Annotated in this window: 16 protein-coding genes; 3 read left to right on the forward strand and 13 right to left on the reverse strand. The window is 42.6% G+C overall.

Annotated features, from left to right (window positions below; all coding sequences use genetic code 11):
- The first annotated feature begins 22 nt into the window (after positions 1-22).
- Both FRX45_RS07705 and FRX45_RS07710 read left to right on the forward strand, forming a co-directional pair.
- On the forward strand, positions 23-949 hold the full coding sequence (locus tag FRX45_RS07705) for a sugar phosphate isomerase/epimerase family protein (protein WP_152267819.1): 927 nt from the start codon (positions 23-25) through the stop codon (positions 947-949).
- 67 nt (positions 950-1,016) lie between these two features.
- The gene (locus tag FRX45_RS07710; RefSeq protein WP_152267820.1) at positions 1,017-2,588 is read left to right on the forward strand and encodes a glycoside hydrolase family 32 protein; all 1,572 of its coding nucleotides are present in this window, start codon (positions 1,017-1,019) and stop codon (positions 2,586-2,588) included.
- A 397-nt stretch (positions 2,589-2,985) separates the two neighbouring features.
- Here the strand turns inward: FRX45_RS07710 and FRX45_RS07715 are convergent, their stop codons facing one another.
- A complete protein-coding gene (locus FRX45_RS07715; RefSeq protein ID WP_152267821.1) occupies positions 2,986-4,893 on the reverse strand; it encodes an AAA domain-containing protein in 1,908 nt (635 codons plus the stop codon).
- Positions 4,894-5,121: 228 nt separating this feature from the next.
- Here FRX45_RS07715 and FRX45_RS23230 point away from each other — a divergent pair, with 228 nt between their 5' ends.
- A complete protein-coding gene (locus FRX45_RS23230; RefSeq protein ID WP_193311620.1) occupies positions 5,122-5,283 on the forward strand; it encodes a hypothetical protein in 162 nt (53 codons plus the stop codon).
- Positions 5,284-5,487: 204 nt separating this feature from the next.
- Here the strand turns inward: FRX45_RS23230 and FRX45_RS07720 are convergent, their stop codons facing one another.
- The 12 genes from FRX45_RS07720 to FRX45_RS07775 form a co-directional block, all read right to left on the reverse strand.
- A complete protein-coding gene (locus FRX45_RS07720) occupies positions 5,488-6,786 on the reverse strand; it encodes a sensor histidine kinase (protein ID WP_152267822.1) in 1,299 nt (432 codons plus the stop codon).
- Positions 6,770-8,143 (reverse strand): sigma-54-dependent transcriptional regulator, encoded by a 1,374-nt coding sequence (locus tag FRX45_RS07725; RefSeq protein ID WP_152267823.1) that lies wholly within the window; start codon positions 8,141-8,143, stop codon positions 6,770-6,772. Before FRX45_RS07725 ends, FRX45_RS07720 begins: the two co-directional genes overlap by 17 nt.
- A gap of 299 nt (positions 8,144-8,442) precedes the next feature.
- Entirely contained in the window at positions 8,443-9,615 is a 1,173-nt protein-coding gene (locus tag FRX45_RS07730; RefSeq protein ID WP_152267824.1) for an ABC transporter permease, read from the reverse strand.
- Between the two features lie 28 nt (positions 9,616-9,643).
- Positions 9,644-10,873, reverse strand: a complete 1,230-nt coding sequence (locus tag FRX45_RS07735; protein WP_152267825.1) for an ABC transporter permease — start codon at positions 10,871-10,873, stop codon at positions 9,644-9,646.
- A gap of 149 nt (positions 10,874-11,022) precedes the next feature.
- Positions 11,023-11,688 carry an ABC transporter ATP-binding protein gene (locus FRX45_RS07740; protein ID WP_152267826.1) on the reverse strand — a complete coding sequence of 222 codons (666 nt, stop codon included), beginning with the start codon at positions 11,686-11,688 and terminating at the stop codon, positions 11,023-11,025.
- A 96-nt stretch (positions 11,689-11,784) separates the two neighbouring features.
- Positions 11,785-13,248, reverse strand: coding sequence for a TolC family protein (locus FRX45_RS07745; protein WP_152267827.1), 1,464 nt, complete (start codon positions 13,246-13,248; stop codon positions 11,785-11,787).
- 4 nt (positions 13,249-13,252) lie between these two features.
- Positions 13,253-14,500 (reverse strand): efflux RND transporter periplasmic adaptor subunit, encoded by a 1,248-nt coding sequence (locus FRX45_RS07750; protein ID WP_152267828.1) that lies wholly within the window; start codon positions 14,498-14,500, stop codon positions 13,253-13,255.
- Positions 14,501-14,835: 335 nt separating this feature from the next.
- Positions 14,836-15,474, reverse strand: a complete 639-nt coding sequence (locus tag FRX45_RS07755) for a 3-keto-disaccharide hydrolase (protein ID WP_152267829.1) — start codon at positions 15,472-15,474, stop codon at positions 14,836-14,838.
- A 160-nt stretch (positions 15,475-15,634) separates the two neighbouring features.
- Complete coding sequence (locus FRX45_RS07760; protein WP_152267830.1) at positions 15,635-16,756, reverse strand: DUF389 domain-containing protein; 1,122 nt, start codon at positions 16,754-16,756, stop codon at positions 15,635-15,637.
- Between the two features lie 184 nt (positions 16,757-16,940).
- Positions 16,941-18,704, reverse strand: coding sequence for a M3 family oligoendopeptidase (locus FRX45_RS07765; protein ID WP_226805086.1), 1,764 nt, complete (start codon positions 18,702-18,704; stop codon positions 16,941-16,943).
- Between the two features lie 46 nt (positions 18,705-18,750).
- The gene (locus FRX45_RS07770; RefSeq protein WP_152267831.1) at positions 18,751-19,383 is read right to left on the reverse strand and encodes a DUF5606 family protein; all 633 of its coding nucleotides are present in this window, start codon (positions 19,381-19,383) and stop codon (positions 18,751-18,753) included.
- Between the two features lie 51 nt (positions 19,384-19,434).
- Positions 19,435-20,520 (reverse strand): amidohydrolase family protein, encoded by a 1,086-nt coding sequence (locus FRX45_RS07775; RefSeq protein WP_152267832.1) that lies wholly within the window; start codon positions 20,518-20,520, stop codon positions 19,435-19,437.
- Positions 20,521-20,526 lie beyond the last annotated feature (6 nt).

The following is a 20,526-nucleotide window of genomic DNA, read 5'->3' on the forward strand; positions in this document are numbered from 1 at the left end:
TTAAATTTTCATTCCATCATATATGCTTAACAGACGCAGGCTTCTTAAATTAACAGGTGCAGCGGCTTTAACAGCCTTTATGCCCTCCTTTATCAAAGCAAGTCCCAACCATGCCGGTGGGGCATTTCGCTTTTGTCTTAATACCAGCACTATACGCGGACAAAACATGGGGCTGCTTAAATCATTGGAAATTGCATCTGCGGCCGGCTACGATGGCGTGGAATTGTGGGTGAGCGATATAAGGGATTATCTTAAAAAGGGAAACAAAGTGGATACACTCGCAAAATTCATTGCAGATCACAACCTGACAGTAGAAGATGCGATCAGCTTTACCACCTGGATGGTGAATGATACCACAAAAAGGAAAGCCGGATTGCAGGAACTGGAAGAAGAGATGAAGATAATGGCCGCGCTGGGTTGCCACCGTATAGCTGCTCCGCCCTCGGGTGTAGGCAAAAATGAACCGGTAGATTTTCAGCAGGCGGGTATATATTACCGTGAGATACTGGAGCTGGGAAGAAAGTATAAGGTAATGCCGCAATTGGAATTCTGGGGCGCTTCGGGTACACTGTATTGCTTAGGACAGGCACTGTCCATCGCTGCTGCTGCCAATGATCCTGCTGCGCGGATATTGCCGGATGTATACCATCTTTTCCGCGGTGGTTCGGGATTTAACGGATTAAAGCTGGTGAATGGAAAAGCGATTGAAATAATACATATGAACGATTACCCGGGTAATAAACCTGTAAACGAACAAACGGATGGCGACAGGGTATACCCCGGTGATGGCGTGGCGCCGCTTAAGCAGATTTTGCAGGACCTCCGGGCCATGGGCGGTACAAAAGTGCTATCGCTGGAGTTGTTTAATAAAACGTATTGGGCGCAGGACGCTTTGCTGGTGGCCAAAACCGGCCTGCAAAAAATGAAGGCACTGGTAAATGCGCTTTAACGGAGCAATAGCAAACCTTAAAGGTGCGCAACATGGAGCACGTAAATAAAATAAACAACAACCCTGTATGAAAAAATTAAACGCCCTCTTCTTATCTATCCTGTTAACCCATTGCGGGATGGCACAGCAGGAAAAGCAAAAAGATATGGCTGAGATGATCAATGATACCCGCGCCCTGCGGTCGCTGATGCAATCCGACCCCCACCGCCCTGTTTATCATTTTGTAGCCCCGGAGGGTCATGCCATGCCTTTTGATCCCAATGGCGGCATTTACTGGAAAGGAAAATACCACCTGGGGTATATCTATCAGAAATTACGCGATGGCAAAATGGAACATGTATGGGGACACGCCGTAAGCACCGATTTGTTTCACTGGACTTTATATCCTGATATGCTGAATATAAAAGACGGGGATATGGAACAGGGCATTTTCAGCGGTGGCGCATTCTTATCAAAAGAAGGTGTTCCGCATATCATGTATCATGGGCAGGGCGCTTCCGCAAACCTGGTGGCGTATTCAACAGATGATGATCTGAAAGTATGGAAGAAATTTGAAGGCAACCCTGTTTTAAAAACGCCTGCCGCCGATGATCCGTTTGGTAATTCAGGCAAATACACGGCATGGGATCCGGAAGGATGGTACGATAAAAAGGCAGGCTGGTATTACCAGATCTCCGGAGGCAAAACACCGGCTTTGTTCAAATCGAAAGATATGTACAAGTGGGAGCACATCGGCCGGTTGTTAGACAGTACTAAAAGCTGGTTGTATGCATCTGAAGACGTTTCCTGTCCGGATTTTTTTTCCATCGGCAACAAATCCATGCTGCTTTTCATCAGCCATAATATTGGTGCGCAGTATTTCATCGGGAGATTTGCCAATGACCGGTATGCTATAGAACAGCATGGCCGGATGAATTGGCCGGGCGGAACATTCTTTGCCCCCGAACAGCTACAGGATGATAATGGAAGGAATATTATATGGGGATGGGTGCTGGAACGCAAGCCCGAAACGTTTCCTGATTATGGCTGGTCGGGCATTATGAGTTTGCCCAGGGTTTTGTCGCTTGCTAAAAATGGTGCGCTGCAGATCAATCCGCCCGAAGAAGTAAAAGCCATAAGGCTGAATGAAGTGCAGGAAAATAATATGGTGCTGGAAGCGAATGCAGAACAAACATTAAAAACAAAAGGGAAATCCATTGAGCTGAAAATAGAAATGATAGGTGGAGATACTGCCCCATACGGGGTAAAAGTTTTTTGTTCTCCGGATGGGAAGGAAGAAACCGCCATCATCTATGATCCGCTTAAAAAGCAACTGGTCATTAACTTCATTAAATCCTCTGTAAAAGGCCCTGTAAAAATGCCTTCTCATGCTATGTTCGGGGCACCTGTAGATGGATTTCCTGAAAAGGTATCGGAACAAAGGGCGCCTTTTGAGCTGGAGAAAGACGAAACATTACAGCTTGATATTTTTCTGGACCGTTCTATCATAGAAGTGTTTGCCAACGGGAGGCAGTGTGTTACCCAGGTAGTATATCCTGAATTAGAGAATAGTACGAACGTAAAAGTGTTCAGTGGCAGTGAAAAGGTAACGGTAAAGAAAGCGCAGTCGTGGACGATGGCAGAAACGAATGCATATTGAAGTCCGTTGAGACATAGTATTAAATAGTTGTTGCCATTTTTTCTTCTTTCTTCCCGTCTGCAGACGGGGCGATGTACAGCCGTTTGCCATTCGCTTCGATTGGACAAAAGTCTTACTGTGAACCCAACTGCAGCATACTTGTCATCATCGTTGATTAGTTCGTAAGTTGGCTCAATAACCGTTGATCAGTTCGCGCCGGGGTCTTCATAAAAAGCCATTGTGGACAGCCATAACCTGGACGTTTAAAGTTTATCAGCGTCTCATTCCGAAAACAATAGGCTATACTGCCGATTGGAGTGGCGGGCGTACAAGGGAGTGACACAACAGGCGATGCTAAGAAATACAAAAGTCGCGTTCAAAAATTTTTTATCCTGCAATCTTATAGCTCAGTATTCGCTTACATATCCACGAATTCCCATGCGCTTTGATAAGCGTTCTGCTGTTCCGCGTAAGCAATAAAGTTGGCATAAAAAGGAAACTGGCTCAGCGTAGCGCTGTCGCCGATCACCACTAATTTTTTCCGGGCACGCGTCATAGCCACATTCATGCGGCGGATGTCGGACAGGAAACCGATCCTGCTTTCGCTGTTACTGCGTGTCATGCTAATGTATACGATATCCCGCTCCTGCCCCTGGAAGCTGTCAATGGTATTTACCGAAATTTTATCGCCATATACCTGCAGTTGTGTGCTGTGCTGCAACTGCTCTTTTAACAATTGGATCTGCTGGCGGTAGGGAGAAATTACAGCTATCGAAGGAAAATTATGGGGCTGGTAATGAGCGCCCAGCTCTGTTACCAATTGTGTAAGATGCTTAAAGACAAAAGCTGCTTCTTCGGGGTTTGAGGTACTGGTGGCTTCTGTTTTTTCATCGAAGCCACACCCGGCAGTATCTACAAAAGCCATGGGGCAATCTGTATCAAACAGCAAATGTGCCGCTACGGAAGCATGCGCTTTTAACCTGTTCTGGTAAAATACACCGGAAGAGTAACCCATGATCGTTTCATGCATGCGGTACTGTTCTTCCAGCAACACAACGGATCCGGGATGGAGCTGTACGCATTTTTCGAGCAGGGTAGTGCTCAAACCATTGCGGGCGGCTTCTTCCGATTTGATAGTGGGAGGCAACTGGCAGTGGTCGCCTGCCAGTACAAGTTTCTGCGCTTTGAGGATGGGTATCCAGCAGGCAGGTTCCAGCGCCTGCCCTGCTTCATCAATTACTACCGTGTGATACCTGAGATGGCGCACGGTATAATGATTGGCGCCTACCAGCGTGGCGGTAATTACCTGCGCACGGCTGAGCAGATCATTTGTAATGTATTGCTCCGTTTTTTCAACATCTTTAATGATGCGGTGCGCTTCATCAAAAAGCGCTTTGCGTTGTTCACGTTCGGCTTTGCCAAAATTGCGCTTATACTTATGCGCCATATTACGGAGCTCATTGGCTTGCTTCTTCATTTTCTTCACTTCCTTCATGCTGCTGTGCTCAGCCATCCTGCTGTCGAGCGTGAGGGACATCAGCCGTTCAGATACACGGGCGGGATTACCTACACGCAATACATTTAAGCCTTCGTCCGATAATTTTTCCGTGAGCAGGTCCACAGCGGTATTGCTGGGCGCTACTACCAATACCTGTTTATGATCCTGTTGTATCAATGCTTTAACGGCTTGCACCAAAGTGGTGGTTTTACCCGTGCCTGGCGGGCCATGCACGATTGCCAGTTCATTGGCCGATAAAATTTTATTTACCGCCGCCTGCTGCGAGTCATTTAATATGGTACTGCTAAAATGTGGAACGGCGGTTTCAAAAGTAGCTGGTTTTTCGCCCGTAAGTATTTTAATCAAATGCCCTTCCTTTGGCTTTTCACTGAGCGTTGATGCCAGCTTCAGCGCATTTTGCATTTCGTCGTAGCTGTTGTCGTCAAAAAGCAGGTCAATACCTAATTTCCCGTCGCGGCTCCAGTCGGGCATTTCATCGGTACGCAATGTAATCTTCAACCGGTTACCACCCTGGAAAGTGATTACCCCTTCCACCCTGTTTTCCCGTGGATCGTGATTGGAAAAAATAACGGCGGATGCGCCGAAGCGAAGTTGGTGTGGAATATCCTGGTGTGTAGTGCGTTCAACCTCTACCGTTAAATAGTCGCCGCGGCCCAATTCCGTATCGCGTATGGCAATGGGATACCAGGTGAGTCCGTTTGTCCGGCGTTCGGCTACAGTAGATGTTTCGATGAGTTGCTGGTAAGCCCTGCGATCCTGCTCCCGCTCCATTTTCAATAGATCCAGTAGCTTTTTGAAATAATCCATGGAGCAAAGGTAAGGAGGGAGGTTTTAAGAAAACCTAAAGCCTGAATTTCGAAATACGAAGAGAAGAAGCCAATAAGAAAAGCACCAAATAATAAATAACAAGAAACAAATAATATTCAAATCTGTCCGCCGTGGCGGATATTAAATCCGAAGTTGCAAATCCGAAATTCGAAGTGAAATGCAATCTCAACGCTCAAATAAAATAGCTATAGTGCGGGCTACTGAAAAATGAGAAAGCAACAGTGGAATGAAGCTGAAGTCACAATAGCACAAAAGCTTAATCAGGGCTCCTTCCTGAAAACGGGCAGTAATCCCTGCCAGCCCCGTCCGAACGGCTCATCCGGGCGGGTGGCAGGCTGGGTTTCGGGCGCCCGCACGCCTGCCGAATAAATCACTCAGGCGGGAACGACGTTCAGTCGGGCGGGGCTTTTTTGGTTACTTTTTTCCGTAAAAAAAGTGACAAAGAGAAACAGACAAAGAGAACCTGTCCACCATAGCGGATATTATATCTCAAATCTGCTCTCAGGGCAGTACAAACCCGGGTATTCAATTTTTGATATTTCGAAGCCGTCCGTAATTCAAATTTTACGCACCTTAAAACCTGATCCTGAATTCGGTTTGCCGTTCCGCCACCGTTTTTAAAGACAACCCAAAATCATGGTTCAGCAATACTTCCTTAACAAGTGTGAGCCCTATTCCCTGCCCGTCTTTTTTTGTGCTGTAAAACGGGCTGAACAACTGCGCAGCTTCAGCAGGTGTTATACCCTTTCCATTATCTGTAATAGTCAGCTCTTTAATCCGGCTATTGATATTAAAAGAAATAATTCCATTGGCTTCTATGGCTTCCATAGCATTTTTTACAATATTGATTAATACCTGTTCCATTTGCCGGCTGTCGGCAGAAATATAAAAAGGGGCATCTGCAAAATGATATTGAAAAGAAATATTTTTTTCACCTGCTTTCATTTCCATAAGCCGTGCAACAGAATAAATAACTGTATGCAGGTTGATCTTTTTTTTATCGGGCTGGGGTAGCCGAACGAGGTCTGCAAAGTTGCGCATAAAAATATTGAGGTTATAATTGCGCTCAACAGCTACCTGCAGTGCATTTTGCAGGGGTTCATTGGTGGGTTCCGTCCAGATATTTTTTGACGCCAGTGCAGATTGCAAAATGGAATTAACGGAGCCGATGCTGTTATTTACCTCATGCGCCATCATGCGGATCACTTTTCCATACGCTTTTTTCTCTGCCATTAGTATTTCAACAGTCAATTCTTCTATCATAATAAAATGGCGGGGGAAGCCCCTGTCTATAAAATGCGATTTCTGTAATTTATAAGTGGTTATACCATTAAATGTGAAAGTTTTTGCCTTACCGGATTCCAGGCTTTTTAGCGCTTCAATGACGGGGTGTGATAATTCATGAATTGATTTTGACAGGATATCTTTTTCCTCGACATCCAGTAACTGCAGGGCTTTGGGATTTACCTGCTGAATGTTATTTTCATAATCTAAAATGATGATACCCGTTGGAGAAGTATAGATAAGCTTTTCCAGGAACAAATGCTGCTGCTCCTGCTTTGTACGCTCTGTTCTCAGCTCATCAATCATCCGGTTGTATACTGCTATGAGCTCGTCCATTTCATATTTCCCGGTGGGCAAAAATTTCACATTAAAATCCCTGTCTTTTATAGCTTCTGTACCCTGCATTAATAATTTCAGCGGCTGGATCAGCTCTTTAAACAGTTGCCAGGATAGTATAATGGAAATGATGATAAAAATCTCAGAAACAATAAAAAGGATTTTGTTCTGCCGGAAAATAAAAAACGATAGCACCACTGCAACAAGATGCAGTATCACCACAAACAGCATATATTTAGTCCGAAGTTTCATCGTAGGGAATATTATGCTTATCCAGGCGGCGGTACAATGAACTGCGCGTAAGCCCGAGCGATGCTGCAGCTTTTGATATCCTGTTGTTGTGAAAATCGAGTGCTTTCCGGATCATTAGCACCTCAATTTCTTCTAAGGTCAATGTGCCCACCTCAGGCAATTGTATACTTCCCTTTTTTACAGAGGAGAGGGCCAGTTGTGTACTGAAATCTTCTACCTCCAGCTTATCTTTCCGGCTAATTAATACGGAACGTTCAATTAAATTTTTCAGTTGCCTGATGTTACCCGGCAATGGCAATTGCTGCAACCATTTCATGGTTTCCGGGGTAACGCTAAGTGCAGGCCGGGTGTAAATTTCTTTCATATTATTGATGAAGAAATTTACAAGCAGCGGGATATCGCTTTTCCTTTCCCTTAATGCCGGTAAATGTATGCTGATAAGATTAATCCTGTAGAACAGGTCTTCGCGGAATGTGCCTTTGGCAACCATATCATCCAGGTTTTTATTGGTAGCGCATATTACACGGATATCTACCATTTTGGTGCGGCTGCTTCCAAGCGCTTCATAGGTTCTGTCTTGCAGTACCCTCAGCAACTTTACCTGGCTGCCCATATCAAGGTCTCCAATTTCATCTAAGAAAATGGTTCCTTTATTTGCTGTTTCAAAACGGCCCACCCTGTCTGTTCGCGCATCTGTAAATGCACCACGTACATGGCCAAACATCTCACTTTCAAACAAAGAAGTAGAAATGCCGCCCAGGTTTACTTTTACAAAAGATTTATTGCTGCGTAAACTATTTTGATGTACGGCTTCTGCTATCAGCTCTTTTCCCGTGCCGCTTTCACCGGTGATCAATACCGAAGCGTCCGTTGAAGCAACACGCCCGATGGTATCCAGTAGTTCCAGCATCCGCTGATCCTCTCCTATTATATAGGTAAAGTTGTAGAGGTTGTCTAACTGCTTGCGGGTGTGATGCACTATCTTTTTTTCCTGCAACTGCAATATTGTTTTTACAGACTGCAGCAGGTGCTCATTGCTCCACGGTTTATTAATAAAATCATTTGCACCCAGCTTCATTCCTTTTACCGCAAGCTCAATGGTACCCCATCCGGTTATAAGTATTACCGGCAGTGCACTGTGTAAAGCTTTTATCTCCTCTAATAGCTGCATACCCTCAGCGCCTGATGTTTCAATAGAAAAATTGAGATCGAGAATAATAAGCGAAATACTGTGACACGCAAGCATATCCAATGCTTCAGCTTGTGTAGAAGCTCCTGTTATTCCATAGCCTTCATTCTGCAACAAAAGCGTCAGCGAAGTTCTTACCGCAATATCGTCATCAATAATCAATATCATAAGAAGGAAAGCAATTTAGTAATTTTCCCGCGGAAAGGGGTAAGGTGTGAGGCATAGGGCTGAAGGCGTAAGCGGCTTGTGATTTTATTGAATCCATTTTGAGCCTGAGATAACACAATCATGGCTTTATTGTGGCGCAATTATGGCTCAATCAAATTTCATAGAAAGAGCTTGCTCGCCTTCCCTCGTTTGAACGTAAAACTCCTTTTTCAACTAAAGGCGAATTTTTCATTATCCAGTTCGAACAGCTAAGAACCTGCAACTTGTAACCTGCACCACCTTATACCTTATGCCCTTCATCAGTCTTCATGCAGCGCTACCGCCGGATAAATAGCGGCAGCCTGCCTGCCGGGATACAAAGAGCAAATCAATACCAGTATATAAATAAATACAACGGATAAAGCAAGCGCCGTTAAATACACGCCGGCCGGCAGATCGAATACATTCAGCAATGGGAATTGTATAGCAAAAAAGGAACCTGCAATTAGCGACAGGGTGGCTAATATTAATGCCTCCGATACCAGTTGGGCGGATACCGAACCGGAAGTAGCGCCAATAGCCCTGCGCAGACCAATTTCGGACCTGCGTTTATTGATGTTGTACCAAAGTACGCCGAATAGCCCCAGCGCTACATTGATAATAAGAAAACCGGCTACTATGGATAATATGATCATCGGTACCAGCGCAAAATAATTGATATCCTTTAACTTATTGGTTAAATGCTCAATTTCAATATTTGAATCTTTCATTGTGTTGGCAATTGTTTTATATAAACGGCTTTCAAAAGCCGCGTCAGTGCCTGGTACAACACTTACTAATATTCTCCCGATCCCCGGCATGGAAGAAGTATCTATTTTTACATACAACCATGCCCCTGCATCAGTATAATCACCTTTCATTTTTACGTCATCTATAACACCAATTATTTTAAGATCTTTACTGTCACCAATCAGCTTTCCCGTAGCGCTTTCTTTCCCAAATAGTTGCTCTTTCATAGTGCTATTAATAACGATGGGCCTTTTGCTCACATTCATATCTTCCTTGCCAAACCATCGTCCTTCCTTCATTTTTATTTGCAATACATTTTTATACTCTTCGTCTGACTGGCAATAGTTTGGATTGATGTGCTTACCCTTATAGTCCAAACCATTCATCATACTATTCTGCGTAAATGGAATATTGGCACTGGTATAACTTACTTCTCTTACTTGTGGCATTGATTTAATGATCTGCTTAAGACCTTCATAAAAGAGCATAACAGAGTCGGCATTGGTCGTTTTTAATGTATTGTTGTAATTAACTACCCACACATTTTCATATTCCAGTCCCATTGGCTTCCTGTAATTTCTATAGTTAAATACAACAAGTGTGAAAACTGCAAAAACGACCAGGAAGGAAATCAGCATCTCTGTGATCAATAAAAAGTTTTGCTTTTTTTTATTCCAGATAAGTGTAAATAAATGCCTGAACATTTTTATTAGTTTAAAATTGAATTAATTTTTATTGCGCTTTTAAAGCATCTACTACATTTAGCCTCGACATTCGCCATGCCGGATATACGCCTGACAAAAGACCAAAAATCAAACAGGTGAGCAGCCCGACAGATAGCACTGTGAAATTTAAAGTAAGCTCCAGGTTGGGTATCAGGCTTGCATTGTTCAAAACCTTAAGAACAATAAGAGATAAAATAATGCCTATGAGACATCCTAAAATGGTAAGGATAATGTTTTCTACAATAAACTGGTAAACCAATGTTTGTGAAGATGCTCCGAATGCCTTGCGTACGCCAATTTCAGATGACCGCTCCATGATGCGGGTTATATTGATATTGATCAGGTTTAAAGTAGGCAGTAACATCACCAAAAGAACAAATATGGCTATTGCCGTAAGCGCATATACCAGGCCCGATTTGTCTTCATTGCCCGTATTTAAATAAGCCGGGATAAAAGTTTCAGCAGGGCAGTAAATTTTATTGTACTCCTTGCTGCTCATGGGTAACTTTTTTACCATCTGCTCAAACTCCTTCTTCATCTTTGGAACATCTGCACTTGATGCAGCAAGCAATATGCCGTAATACCCTCCACGATAGCCCGTGTTGCTGCTATAATCCGTTTTTGAAACAGTGTAAGGCAGGTATATATCACTGTACAACATGTATAGTGTAACAGGAACATTTTTCACCACACCGCACACCCTGTATTGCACATTATCGGCTTCTATGTATTTGCCAACTACGGATGGAACATCTCCAAAATAGGCCCTCTTTATGTCTGCAGATATTACAGCTACTCTTTCAGCATTCGCTATTTGTTGTTTGGTAAAAGGTTTCCCTTCCAGGAAATCATATTCTGTTACATCCCAATAATCAGCATTGGTATATTTATAGCTGATGGAAATTTTTTTGTTGTTTACATAAGTATTAGTGCCCCGGTAGTCGGATGAGACGGCCAACTTAACGGGCGTTTTTAAACGCCGCACATAATGGTCTAAAAAATAAAACGATAAGGCTTCTCCGTTATACGACTGATCTCCTCTTTCCGTCATCTTATTAACGTATAGCGACCGGTCTCTTTTTCTGTCCGGATAGTTATCATTAATCACCTTGTCTATAAAGGCTGTTAATACTATGAGTATCGTAAGCGTAAAGCTGATGCCAAATAAACTGATGAAAGTGAAAAACTTCCTTCGTTTAAAAACGGCAATGGCTATTTTGAAATAATTTTTTAACATAAAACAGAATTTCTGATTTTTGATTTGTGATGTCTGATCTGTTATCGCATTTCACTTTTCACAGCGCGCTCTAAAGTGTTGACACAATAACCACTATTGCCCGCGTCCTACTGGCGTCAGCCGGGCGGGCATTCACTTTTCGCCATTGCCTACTGCACCTGGCTCCCATCAAATAACCTTACCAGCCGGTGTGTTTTCCTGGCCATATTTTCGTCATGTGTAACCATTACAATAGTGGTGCCTTCTGTTTTATTTAGCTGCAACAGGATATCCATAATCTCATTTCCCATAGCGCTGTCTAAGTTGCCCGTTGGTTCATCTGCAAGAATGATCTCAGGTTTTCCAACAATCGCTCTTGCTATAGCAACACGCTGTTTCTGTCCGCCGGAAAGTTGAGCAGGAAAATGTTTAACCCGGTTGCTCAATCCAACTTTTCTCAATGCTTCTGTAGCCAGTTGCGTTCTTTCTTTTGCAGTACTGCTGCGATACAACATCGGCAATTCTACATTGTCTAATACTTTCAGGTCATTGATAAGATGATAACTTTGAAATATGAACCCCAGCTTTTTATTCCGGAACTGCGCCAACTGCTTGTCTGAAAGCCGGACTGTTTTCTGGTCATCAATCCTGATATCTCCTTTAGTAGGTGCATCCAGCAAACCCATGATATTCAGTAGAGTGCTTTTGCCACAACCTGAAGGGCCCATGATAGAGAGGAATTCTCCTTTTGCAATATCTAAGCTGATGCTGCTCAGCGCCAGTGTTTCCACTGTATCTGTACGGTAAACTTTTTCTATATCCTGTAAACGGATCATATCATTTGAAATTTGAGATTTATAATTTGATATTTTTGATTTGGCATATCTGATTTATTAGATCGTTAATAATATTCCACTTTCCCCTTTCGCTTCTCACCTGTACACTATCTTCTGCTTCTTTTCAAAATCATACAACGATAAATAGCGAAGCTGATAATATGCACCCCAGAAATCACGTAACGCAGCTATGTAATCTCTCTTCGCCTGGTCTTTTTCCTGGAAGGCAATACTCAGATCCGTAATGCTGAGATTCCCCAGCACATACCTGTCTTTTGCTATCTGGTATTTTTCGCTTGCTATGCTATCCGCACTTGCGGTTAGTGTTAGCTGTTCCTTCATCATTTCAAAAAGCGTAACCTGCGTTACGATCTGCTGTGTAAAGATCTGCTTATCCTGCTCTACAGCGTATGCTGTAAACTGCAGAGTTGCTTCTGCCGTTTTTGTTCTTGATTTTGATCTTCCCCAGTCAAGAATAGGAATAGCAAATACCAGTTGTACTTCCTGCTGATTTTGGGGCGACCGGTAAACCCCGGGTACAGTTACTGCACTTTTTGAAAAGCCTATCTGCGCGGTCAGTGATGCATTCAGCCCATTATCGCCTTTTGCTTTTGCGATATCTCTCTGCGCCTCTGCCATACGGCGCACAAACGCAATGGCATCACTCCTGTTTTCATACGCTTCTTCTAATACCTTATCTGCCGTTACCAGCATATTGATTGTAGCATGGGGTATAAATAATGCCACTTCATCTGTGTTTTGTAAACCTGTATAAGCCCGCAGGTTCAGTGTAGCAATTTCCTTATCGCGCTTGGCTATACCCACCGCTTTCTGCGCTTTCAACTGCTCCAGTTGCAATTGCAGGATTTCATTTTTTGAGATCTTTCCCAGATCATATTTTTCATTCGCGATCTGTTGTATTTTTTGCGTATTGGCAAGATTTGTTTCTGCTATCTGCAGATTCACCTGTGCCAGTAACAGATCAAAAAAGTATCCATTGGCAGTAATAGCAATCTGTTCCATAGATTCGATGTATGCCTGTTTACTTTCATTGAATTTAAGCGGCTCAATTTTTTTATCCCATTTTAAACTGTTGAACTGGAATAAAGGTTGATTATATCCTATTCCAAAAGGTACGCTATTGTATAAAATATTCTTCCGGTCAAAATCATCAAAGCGCTGTAGTTGTGTAGTGCCGAACACAGTTCCGCCTGTAGCTGTAATGGTTTGACTAAAAGAAAGATCTAAGGAAGAATTGTTATTATGAATGGATTGAAACAGTATGGTACCATCCGGCTGTTGCACTTCTGTGAATGTTTTATTATAACCGGGCAGAATTCCATTTAGTGACAATTGCGGCTGATAGTTAGAGCGGTGAGTACGATATTCCCAGTATTTCGTTTCTCTTGTAGTTAATGCCTGTTTGGATGCTATTGATTTTAATTTTGACATTTCTACAACCTGCTGTAAGTTAAGCCGGATGGTATCACTATGCAGTTGCCCGTATCCGCTATAAAAAAGCAAAAGAAAAAAAATGATATGTATCGCCTGTTGTTTCATGCAATCAGTTGCTGATGGTTATTTCTTTTGCATTCTTATAGGAGCTCATATCTGATATAATGATCACTTCACCAGGTTGTACATTATTCTTTAGCTCTACATAATCGAAATTGCTCATGCCGATACTTACGGTTCTGCGTTCTGCTTTGCCGTGATGCAGCACAAAAATATCCTGCGAAGAAGCACCCCTGAAAGCTGCTCCATTGGCTACGCGCAGCACATTGTTTTGTGAAGCCGTTACCAGGAAAACTTCTACTTTCATGTTGGGCCGTAATAATTTATTATTCCGCTCGTCTAATTGTATATCAAATGACACAACACTGTTTTGAATTGAGGGCTGTACATTGCTAACGATACCACGAACCTGTGTTTCATTGATGCGGACAATAGCAGCCATTCCCCGGTGCAATTCGTCCAGATAATTATCTGAAATACTGCCCTGCACTTTAAAACTGCTGAGATCAGCGATCCGCGCCAGCGCGTCGCCTTCATGAATGCTGGCGCCAATATTTTTGTTTACCCAGGTAACCACTCCATCCCGGCTGGCAACGATATTTGCCAGCTTCAGCTTGCGTTCCAGCTCCTGCAGATCATTTTCCTGTATAGCTGCAGCTATCTCTGCTTCCTTCATTTCTACCTGCATGGTTTGCTGCTTGGTTTTTATTTCATTCTCCAATTGTTGTTTTTCCAATTGGGCTACCTTCAGATTGAGCTCCGCTTTTTCAATATCCTCTCTTGTGCCTCCCCCGGCTTTAAATAATCGTTTTGTATTTTCAACGTCCGCCTCCAGGCTGTTGATATGCAACTGTTTCACATCGTTGTTTGATCTGATATCGTAAAAGCTTTTATCCAGCTCCAGTTTTAATTTTTTAATATCGTTCCGTTTAGATTCGAGCTGAAACTTTAACTTCTCACATTCTGTTTGGGCAGCAGATTTGTCAAGTATAAGAACAGATTGGCCGGTTTTTACCTGGCTGCCTGCATCCATAGCAACTTCCTGTACAGAAGCATTAATAGGACTTGTAATAATTTCTTCAAACTCCGGCAATACTTCACCGGAAGCGGTAATGGTGTTTTCAATATTGCCTCTTTCAACCACGGCAGTATGGATGTCAGCTTTCTTTATGGAACTGGAAAGAGAAAAACGAAGCAGCCATATCATTACAATAAAAAGTATGATCGCAGCAGAGATTATAATGACAGTTTTTTTTCTTTTACCGGCGCGCACTTCTTCTTCAATAATCGTATCCATAATACATTTTGTACCTGTTTCTTTTCAAGAGAGGTGCCAAACAGAATACTATGAAAATGAATAGCTTGCGGAATTTCGAATGATTAAAAACGGCCGATACCGGACAGGCTGTCCGGGAATGGGATTCAGGGAGAAAATAATATTAAAAGCGGGTAAATATTGGGGAGTATAGAAATAAGGGGCTGTATAAAAAGTAATATTTTGCCACAAAGTCGCTAAGCCACGAAGAAAATAAAACCTGAAGATCAGGACTTTGAGTCTTAGTGGTATATCTTCTATACCAGCCCTTTTTGAGATAGCCTCTTTTTGGATATACAAAGTATATCAGTTGCTTCTTAATCCTTCAACGGTCTAACCATTATGTTTTTATAATACACTGTACTTTTAGGATCATGTCCCTGCAAGGCAAAGGTTCCGCCGGTGATCAGGCGCAACGGGTGATTGTCTTCCCTTTTTACATCGCAGGGTTCGGTATAGTCAACCACTACTTTATCATTTACTTTAATGATTACATGTTTTCCCTCTACCTTAATGTATTCAGTATACCATTCATTGTCTTTCGCATAGGTTTCTTTTATGTCTACGATATCATACAGGCTTCCCGTTCTGCGCCAGTCGCTGTGGGAGTTGTTTACCTGTACTTCATACCCCCTGTCCGGCCAACCGCCTTCCTGGTAGCTGGTATGAAAATAGATCCCTGAATTAGAGCCAGGCAAAGTCTTTACATCTGCTTTGAATTCAAAATTGGTGAAAATATGTTTTTTCACAGGGCCATCATAAAATATATGTGCAACAGGTCCGTTCACCTTGATACTACCATCTTCAATACTGAATGTAGATGCGTTCTTTCCGACTTTCCAGTTGTTCAGCGTTCCGTCAAATATGGATATCCATCCATCCTGTTGGTTTTTGGGAACGTGTGTAAACGATAAAAATGATAAACTGACTACAGCAAGCGCTATAAGATATTTCATGTGTGTAAGCGTTTTAAATGGAATTTATACTTATGAAGCTACGTTATTTACAGAAATGAAAAGCAGAAAAAGGTTAACTGTACGTTATTGAGGAAGTATGGTTTATTGCTGCCTGATCTATTTTGAAAGAAGCTATTGCTGTTTGAAAATGGATATGTATTTAATGTAACCGGTTCACAACTTTCGTCATGCTGTCGAGCCGGAAGCTTAAGGTTGCAATAATGCTGTCCTGTTTATTCAATTTTTTTTCCTGGCTAATGGTAAACTGCCTTAACAGAGCCGGGTCATTTTCAAGATTTTCCAGGTCTGCTGTTTCATGAATAACCAGGTCAACGCCTGTAAGCTGGTAGCCGGCCCATTTTTTGCGTAGCGCGGTTTCTTCTTCTTCCGTGAGCCGGTGCCCGGTTATATATACTTCAGCTTTTGGAGAAGCTGACTTAACCTGAATATCTTTTTTTAACACAGACATATCTCCTGTAACCAAGTTTTCTTTAATAAACCGTTCAATATTACCTGTCGTTTGCTTTTCCTGCACCAATTGCCAGGCAAAATAGGCTGCAGGTAAAAGGCTGATGAAGGCAATCACGTAAACAATGCGGGCTGTAACAGGTTTTTCACTAAATGGTTGTACCTTTTTATACTGCATATATTTGGCCAGCAGCATTACCGCTAAACCAATGAACACACAATTGATAATATAAAAATAAGAACCGCCCCATATATGGCTCCACTGAAAATTGGCTATTCCATAACCGGCGGTTGATAAAGGGGGCATACAGGCGGTTGCCACGGCAACACCGGCCATAACCTTCATGCCTCTCACTCTTGAAAGGCCTATAAAGCCTGCCAATCCGCCAAAGAAAGCTATCAATACATCATATATTGTTCCCCCCGTAAAAGAAGTCATTATCTCCGTAGGTTCATTAAAAGGAGTTATGCTGAAATACAACGTGGATGCCAGTAAACTGATACCAAACCCAACCAGCCAATTCCTTGCACAGCGTTTTACCATCGGCCAGTCGTTGGTGGCAATGGCAAATCCCAATCCAATTACCGGCGCCATCAGTGGAGACATGAGCATGGCGCCGATTATTGCATATATGGAATTCATATTTAATCCCACGCAGGTGAGTATCATGGTAAATACCAGTAGCCAAAGTGTGGCCCCTTTAAAATTTACTTCGCTCAGTATTTCCTGTTTTGTTTCTTCTTCCGATTCTTCTTTGGCAATACGGAATATCCGGCCTATGTATCGTTTTAATACAGGTATGTTAGCAGGCATACAGTAAAATTTGAATCGCAATGTTTACCGAAAATAGCGATGATTTTATAAAATTATATTCACAATGGTTTCGGAATTTTCCTGAACTGCCAGGTTGCTGTGAGGATAAAAATCAGAAAGCCCCGGTGTAGAAACATCGGGACTTTTGGTTAAGGCTCTGATTAGTAGCTATTTAAGGATTATTCTATGCCGGCATTTCGGTATGAACAAACTCCATTAATTCTTTTATATAGGCTGGTGAAAAATCGAATCGTAACCCTGCGGAACTGTATAGCTCCGGTAAGGGTTTTGTACCACCCAAACTTAGTGCTTTCATGTAATTATCCAAAGCATTTTCTTTATTTTCTTTGAATTGTTTCCACATTCCTATTGCACCTAACTGAGCTATACCATATTCAATATAATAAAATGGCACTTCAAAAAGATGCAACTGTCGTTGCCATGCTATTTCGCGGTATTGGTCTAATCCGTTGAAATCTATTTCAGTAGAAGAAAATTCTTTCATAATCTCCGTCCACCGGGTAGTTCTTTCTTCCGTGGTATGAAAGGGGTTTTCATATAGCCAGTGCTGAAACTTGTCTATGGTGGCAATCCAGGGCATAACGGTGATCACTCTCTCCAACTGGTGCTCTTTGGCTCTTTTTAAATCATTGGCATCCGCAAAAAAAGTATCCCAGTAATCCATACTGAACAGTTCCATGCTCATACTGGCCACTTCTGCCAATTCGATAGGGTATTCTTTAAAAGCCGATAATTCAAGCGGATGAGCCAAAAAAGAATGAATGGCGTGCCCGCCTTCGTGAACCATGGTGGTTACATCATGCATTTGCCCCACGGCATTCATAAAAATGAAAGGCGCGCCACTTTCGGCTAACGGCATATTGTAACCGCCGGGAGCCTTGCCTTTCCTGCTGTCTAAATCAAGATGGTTCAGTTCATTCATCCGGCGCAGGCAGTCTGCAAAAAAAGGCCGCAGGCGGGTAAAGCACTGAATGGATTTTTCCAATAATTCCCTCCCATCGGTAAAAGGAGTTAAAGGTTTTACACCTTCCGGCTCCGCTTCTGTATCCCAGGGCTTTAGTGGATCCAGATCCAGTTTTTTCTTTTTCTTTTTGTTGATGATATCTACCAAAGGCAAAACATACCGTTTTACGCCTTCGTGAAAATCAAAACAATCTTCCTTTGTATAATCAAACCTGCCTTTCTCTACAAATGCATAATCGCGGTAATTTTTAAATCCGGCATTTAAAGCCACCTGGTGACGCTTATGGATCAGTTGAGTGAACAGCTCATTCAGCGTGTCTTTATCCCGCAGGCGTCTTTCGTTCACTTTGCGGTAAACCGATTCGCGTAAGCTGCGGTCGTGACTTTCTAAAAATTTGGAAGCCTGCTGCAGTGTGTATTCTTTTCCTTCTACTTCAATGGTCATTTTGCCTGCAACGGCGCCATATTGCTGCTGCATTACACTTAGTTCAGAGAATATGGGAATATTTTCTTCCCGGAACAGGTCTATACTCTTTTTTACGGAACGCAGGTAGGTAAAATATTTATCCTGGTCTAACGCTGCTGTATAAGCGCAGTTGATCAGTTTCCTGTTGATCTGGTCGGCATAGGGTTGTATATTGGGCTGTATGTGCGTATAAAAGAAATTAAAGGCTTCCGTAAGCGCTTTATTTTCTGTATCGCATGTCATGCGTACCTGCCGCCAGCAGGCGTCTTCCGACACAACAGCTTCCAGTTCGCTGGAATCCTTTAACCACTGTTCCAGCTCTTTTTTGGAATGGATGGGTCTTTCAGCCAAATCTTTAAAATACGGTTCAAGAGCTTCCCATGTGGTTACCTGGAAGTTTTCCGGCAGAAAATGTCTTGTCTTTTTTTTAATGTCAGCACTTGCCTGGATCATAGTAGTATAAAAAGGTGAAAGGTGAGAGGTGAAAGATAAGAGCAAGGAGGGTGATTTCTTTCACCTCTCATCTCTCACTTCTGACTTTACATTATTCTTTTGTTTTTTTCTTTGGAGCGGCTTTCTTTTTTGGAGCAGGCTCTTCTTCAGACGCTTCGGCTTTTTTAGGAGCGGCTTTTTTCTTAGGAGCGGATTTCGCTTCTTTTTCTTCTTCCGCTGCTTCTTCCTTTTTCTTTTCCGTTTTTTTAGGTGCGGCTTTTTGTGGGGCAGCTTCAGCATCTTTTACTGCTTCTGCTTCCTGCTTATCTTCGGAATCAACGGTTTCTTCCTCTTCTTCCGGTTGAGGGGCTTTGATCTCAATATTATTCGCCGTTAAAATACCAAGCCATTTCACCATTTTTTTCATATCACTGGTATATACCCTTTCAAAATCCATATCGGGATATACAGCTTCGAAATATTTTTTTACCGCAGCATTGTCTTTTTCGCTGGGCAATGGCGTGGTATCTTTTTGCATGGCAAGAAATACATCTGCCAGGTTCACATTATCGCGAACCGTAAATATTTCAATACTTTCCAAGTGCGAAAAATTATGCACGCGGGACGATACAAACCTTGTGCTTTTATCTTCCAGCGAACGTACAATGGCGCCATCTGCTTTGGAGCTTAACAATTCAAATAAACCGCCTAAGCCGGTTACAGAAATGATCTTACTGTATTCCATATCAATCATAACATTTTAAGGACGTGCAAGATAACGGGAAATTTGGAAATGTTAGTCCGGGAATAGTGTTTTATCAATATTTGGGATGATCCGCAGGGCATTTTTGTAATATATTTTTTTGAGAATGGCATCCGGAAGCCCCATCCCGTACATGCGCCAGAAGGCATGATATTTTTTGTGGTAGGGAAAATATTCATCTTCTGTTTCCAAAACCCTGAAATAAGTAGTGTATTCTTCCGGTACCCAGCTATCCTTACCAAACATGATCCTGTCCTGGTATTTTTCAAAAAATTGTTTTGCGGCCCTTGGCTGTCTGCCCAGTTCGGCGATTATGGCGCCAAATTCAACCATCATATTCGGCATCTCATTTAACAGGCTGCCTAATTTGCCCAAATCATTAGGATACCAGCCGAAGTGGGCTGCAATAAAAGTAGTTGAGGGATGCTTTTTAAACATGCGGTGTTGTTCGGCAATGAGCTGTTCCCATGGTTCCGGATCATTGGCTTCCCTTTTTCTGCGGGGGTGTGTAACCAGTTCCAGCCAGCGTTCATTGTGCTCATCCACCGGGTCCCAAAAGGGCTTGGGGTCGGCGGTATGAATGAGCACGGGGATTTTCAGCTCCCCGCATTTTTCCCATATCGCATATAAGCGGGGATCGTCTATGGCTACCCGTTTACCATCTTTGTCTGTTACTGAGAACCCAAGATTTTTAAATATTTTTAACCCGTTAGCGCCGTTTTTTACATCAGCTTCTAATTGATGAACCGCTTTTGCTGTCCAATCCGCTTCTCCTATGCCGCTAAAATCAATATTGGCAAACACAATAAAACGTTTTGGCGACTTGCTGCGGATACTTTTTGTCATCCCTTCCAACTTACTGCCATTGCCGCCACTCAGGTTTACCATTACTGCCATATTAAGCTTATCCATATCCGACAGCAGGTTTGGAATGGTTTGTTCCGACAGGTTCCATTGGTGGTTATGCACGTCAATAAAAGGGAATTTTGCTTTAGTAACAATATGCTCCGGAACTTTAAGCGTGGATACCGGATCGTATTTTTCAAAATCCATGGATTTCTGCTGGGCAAATAGAGAGGCTGTATAACAGAACACAATAATAAAGCTGATCTTTTTCATGCTATG

Origin of the sequence: Agriterribacter humi (assembly GCF_009192765.1) — a bacterium.
Classification (GTDB): Bacteria; Bacteroidota; Bacteroidia; order Chitinophagales; family Chitinophagaceae; genus Agriterribacter; species Agriterribacter humi.

Coding starts and splice junctions, on each gene's coding strand:
- FRX45_RS07710 (WP_152267820.1), top strand. CDS start 1,017: ATGAAAAAATTAAACGCCCTCTTCTTATCTATCCTGTTAACCCATTGC.
- FRX45_RS07730 (WP_152267824.1), bottom strand. CDS start 9,615: ATGTTCAGGCATTTATTTACACTTATCTGGAATAAAAAAAAGCAAAAC.
- FRX45_RS07755 (WP_152267829.1), bottom strand. CDS start 15,474: ATGAAATATCTTATAGCGCTTGCTGTAGTCAGTTTATCATTTTTATCG.
- FRX45_RS07725 (WP_152267823.1), bottom strand. CDS start 8,143: ATGATATTGATTATTGATGACGATATTGCGGTAAGAACTTCGCTGACG.
- FRX45_RS07735 (WP_152267825.1), bottom strand. CDS start 10,873: ATGTTAAAAAATTATTTCAAAATAGCCATTGCCGTTTTTAAACGAAGG.
- FRX45_RS07770 (WP_152267831.1), bottom strand. CDS start 19,383: ATGGAATACAGTAAGATCATTTCTGTAACCGGCTTAGGCGGTTTATTT.
- FRX45_RS07775 (WP_152267832.1), bottom strand. CDS start 20,520: ATGAAAAAGATCAGCTTTATTATTGTGTTCTGTTATACAGCCTCTCTA.
- FRX45_RS07720 (WP_152267822.1), bottom strand. CDS start 6,786: ATGAAACTTCGGACTAAATATATGCTGTTTGTGGTGATACTGCATCTT.
- FRX45_RS07750 (WP_152267828.1), bottom strand. CDS start 14,500: ATGGATACGATTATTGAAGAAGAAGTGCGCGCCGGTAAAAGAAAAAAA.
- FRX45_RS07715 (WP_152267821.1), bottom strand. CDS start 4,893: ATGGATTATTTCAAAAAGCTACTGGATCTATTGAAAATGGAGCGGGAG.
- FRX45_RS07705 (WP_152267819.1), top strand. CDS start 23: ATGCTTAACAGACGCAGGCTTCTTAAATTAACAGGTGCAGCGGCTTTA.
- FRX45_RS07760 (WP_152267830.1), bottom strand. CDS start 16,756: ATGCCTGCTAACATACCTGTATTAAAACGATACATAGGCCGGATATTC.
- FRX45_RS23230 (WP_193311620.1), top strand. CDS start 5,122: ATGAGAAAGCAACAGTGGAATGAAGCTGAAGTCACAATAGCACAAAAG.
- FRX45_RS07745 (WP_152267827.1), bottom strand. CDS start 13,248: ATGAAACAACAGGCGATACATATCATTTTTTTTCTTTTGCTTTTTTAT.
- FRX45_RS07740 (WP_152267826.1), bottom strand. CDS start 11,688: ATGATCCGTTTACAGGATATAGAAAAAGTTTACCGTACAGATACAGTG.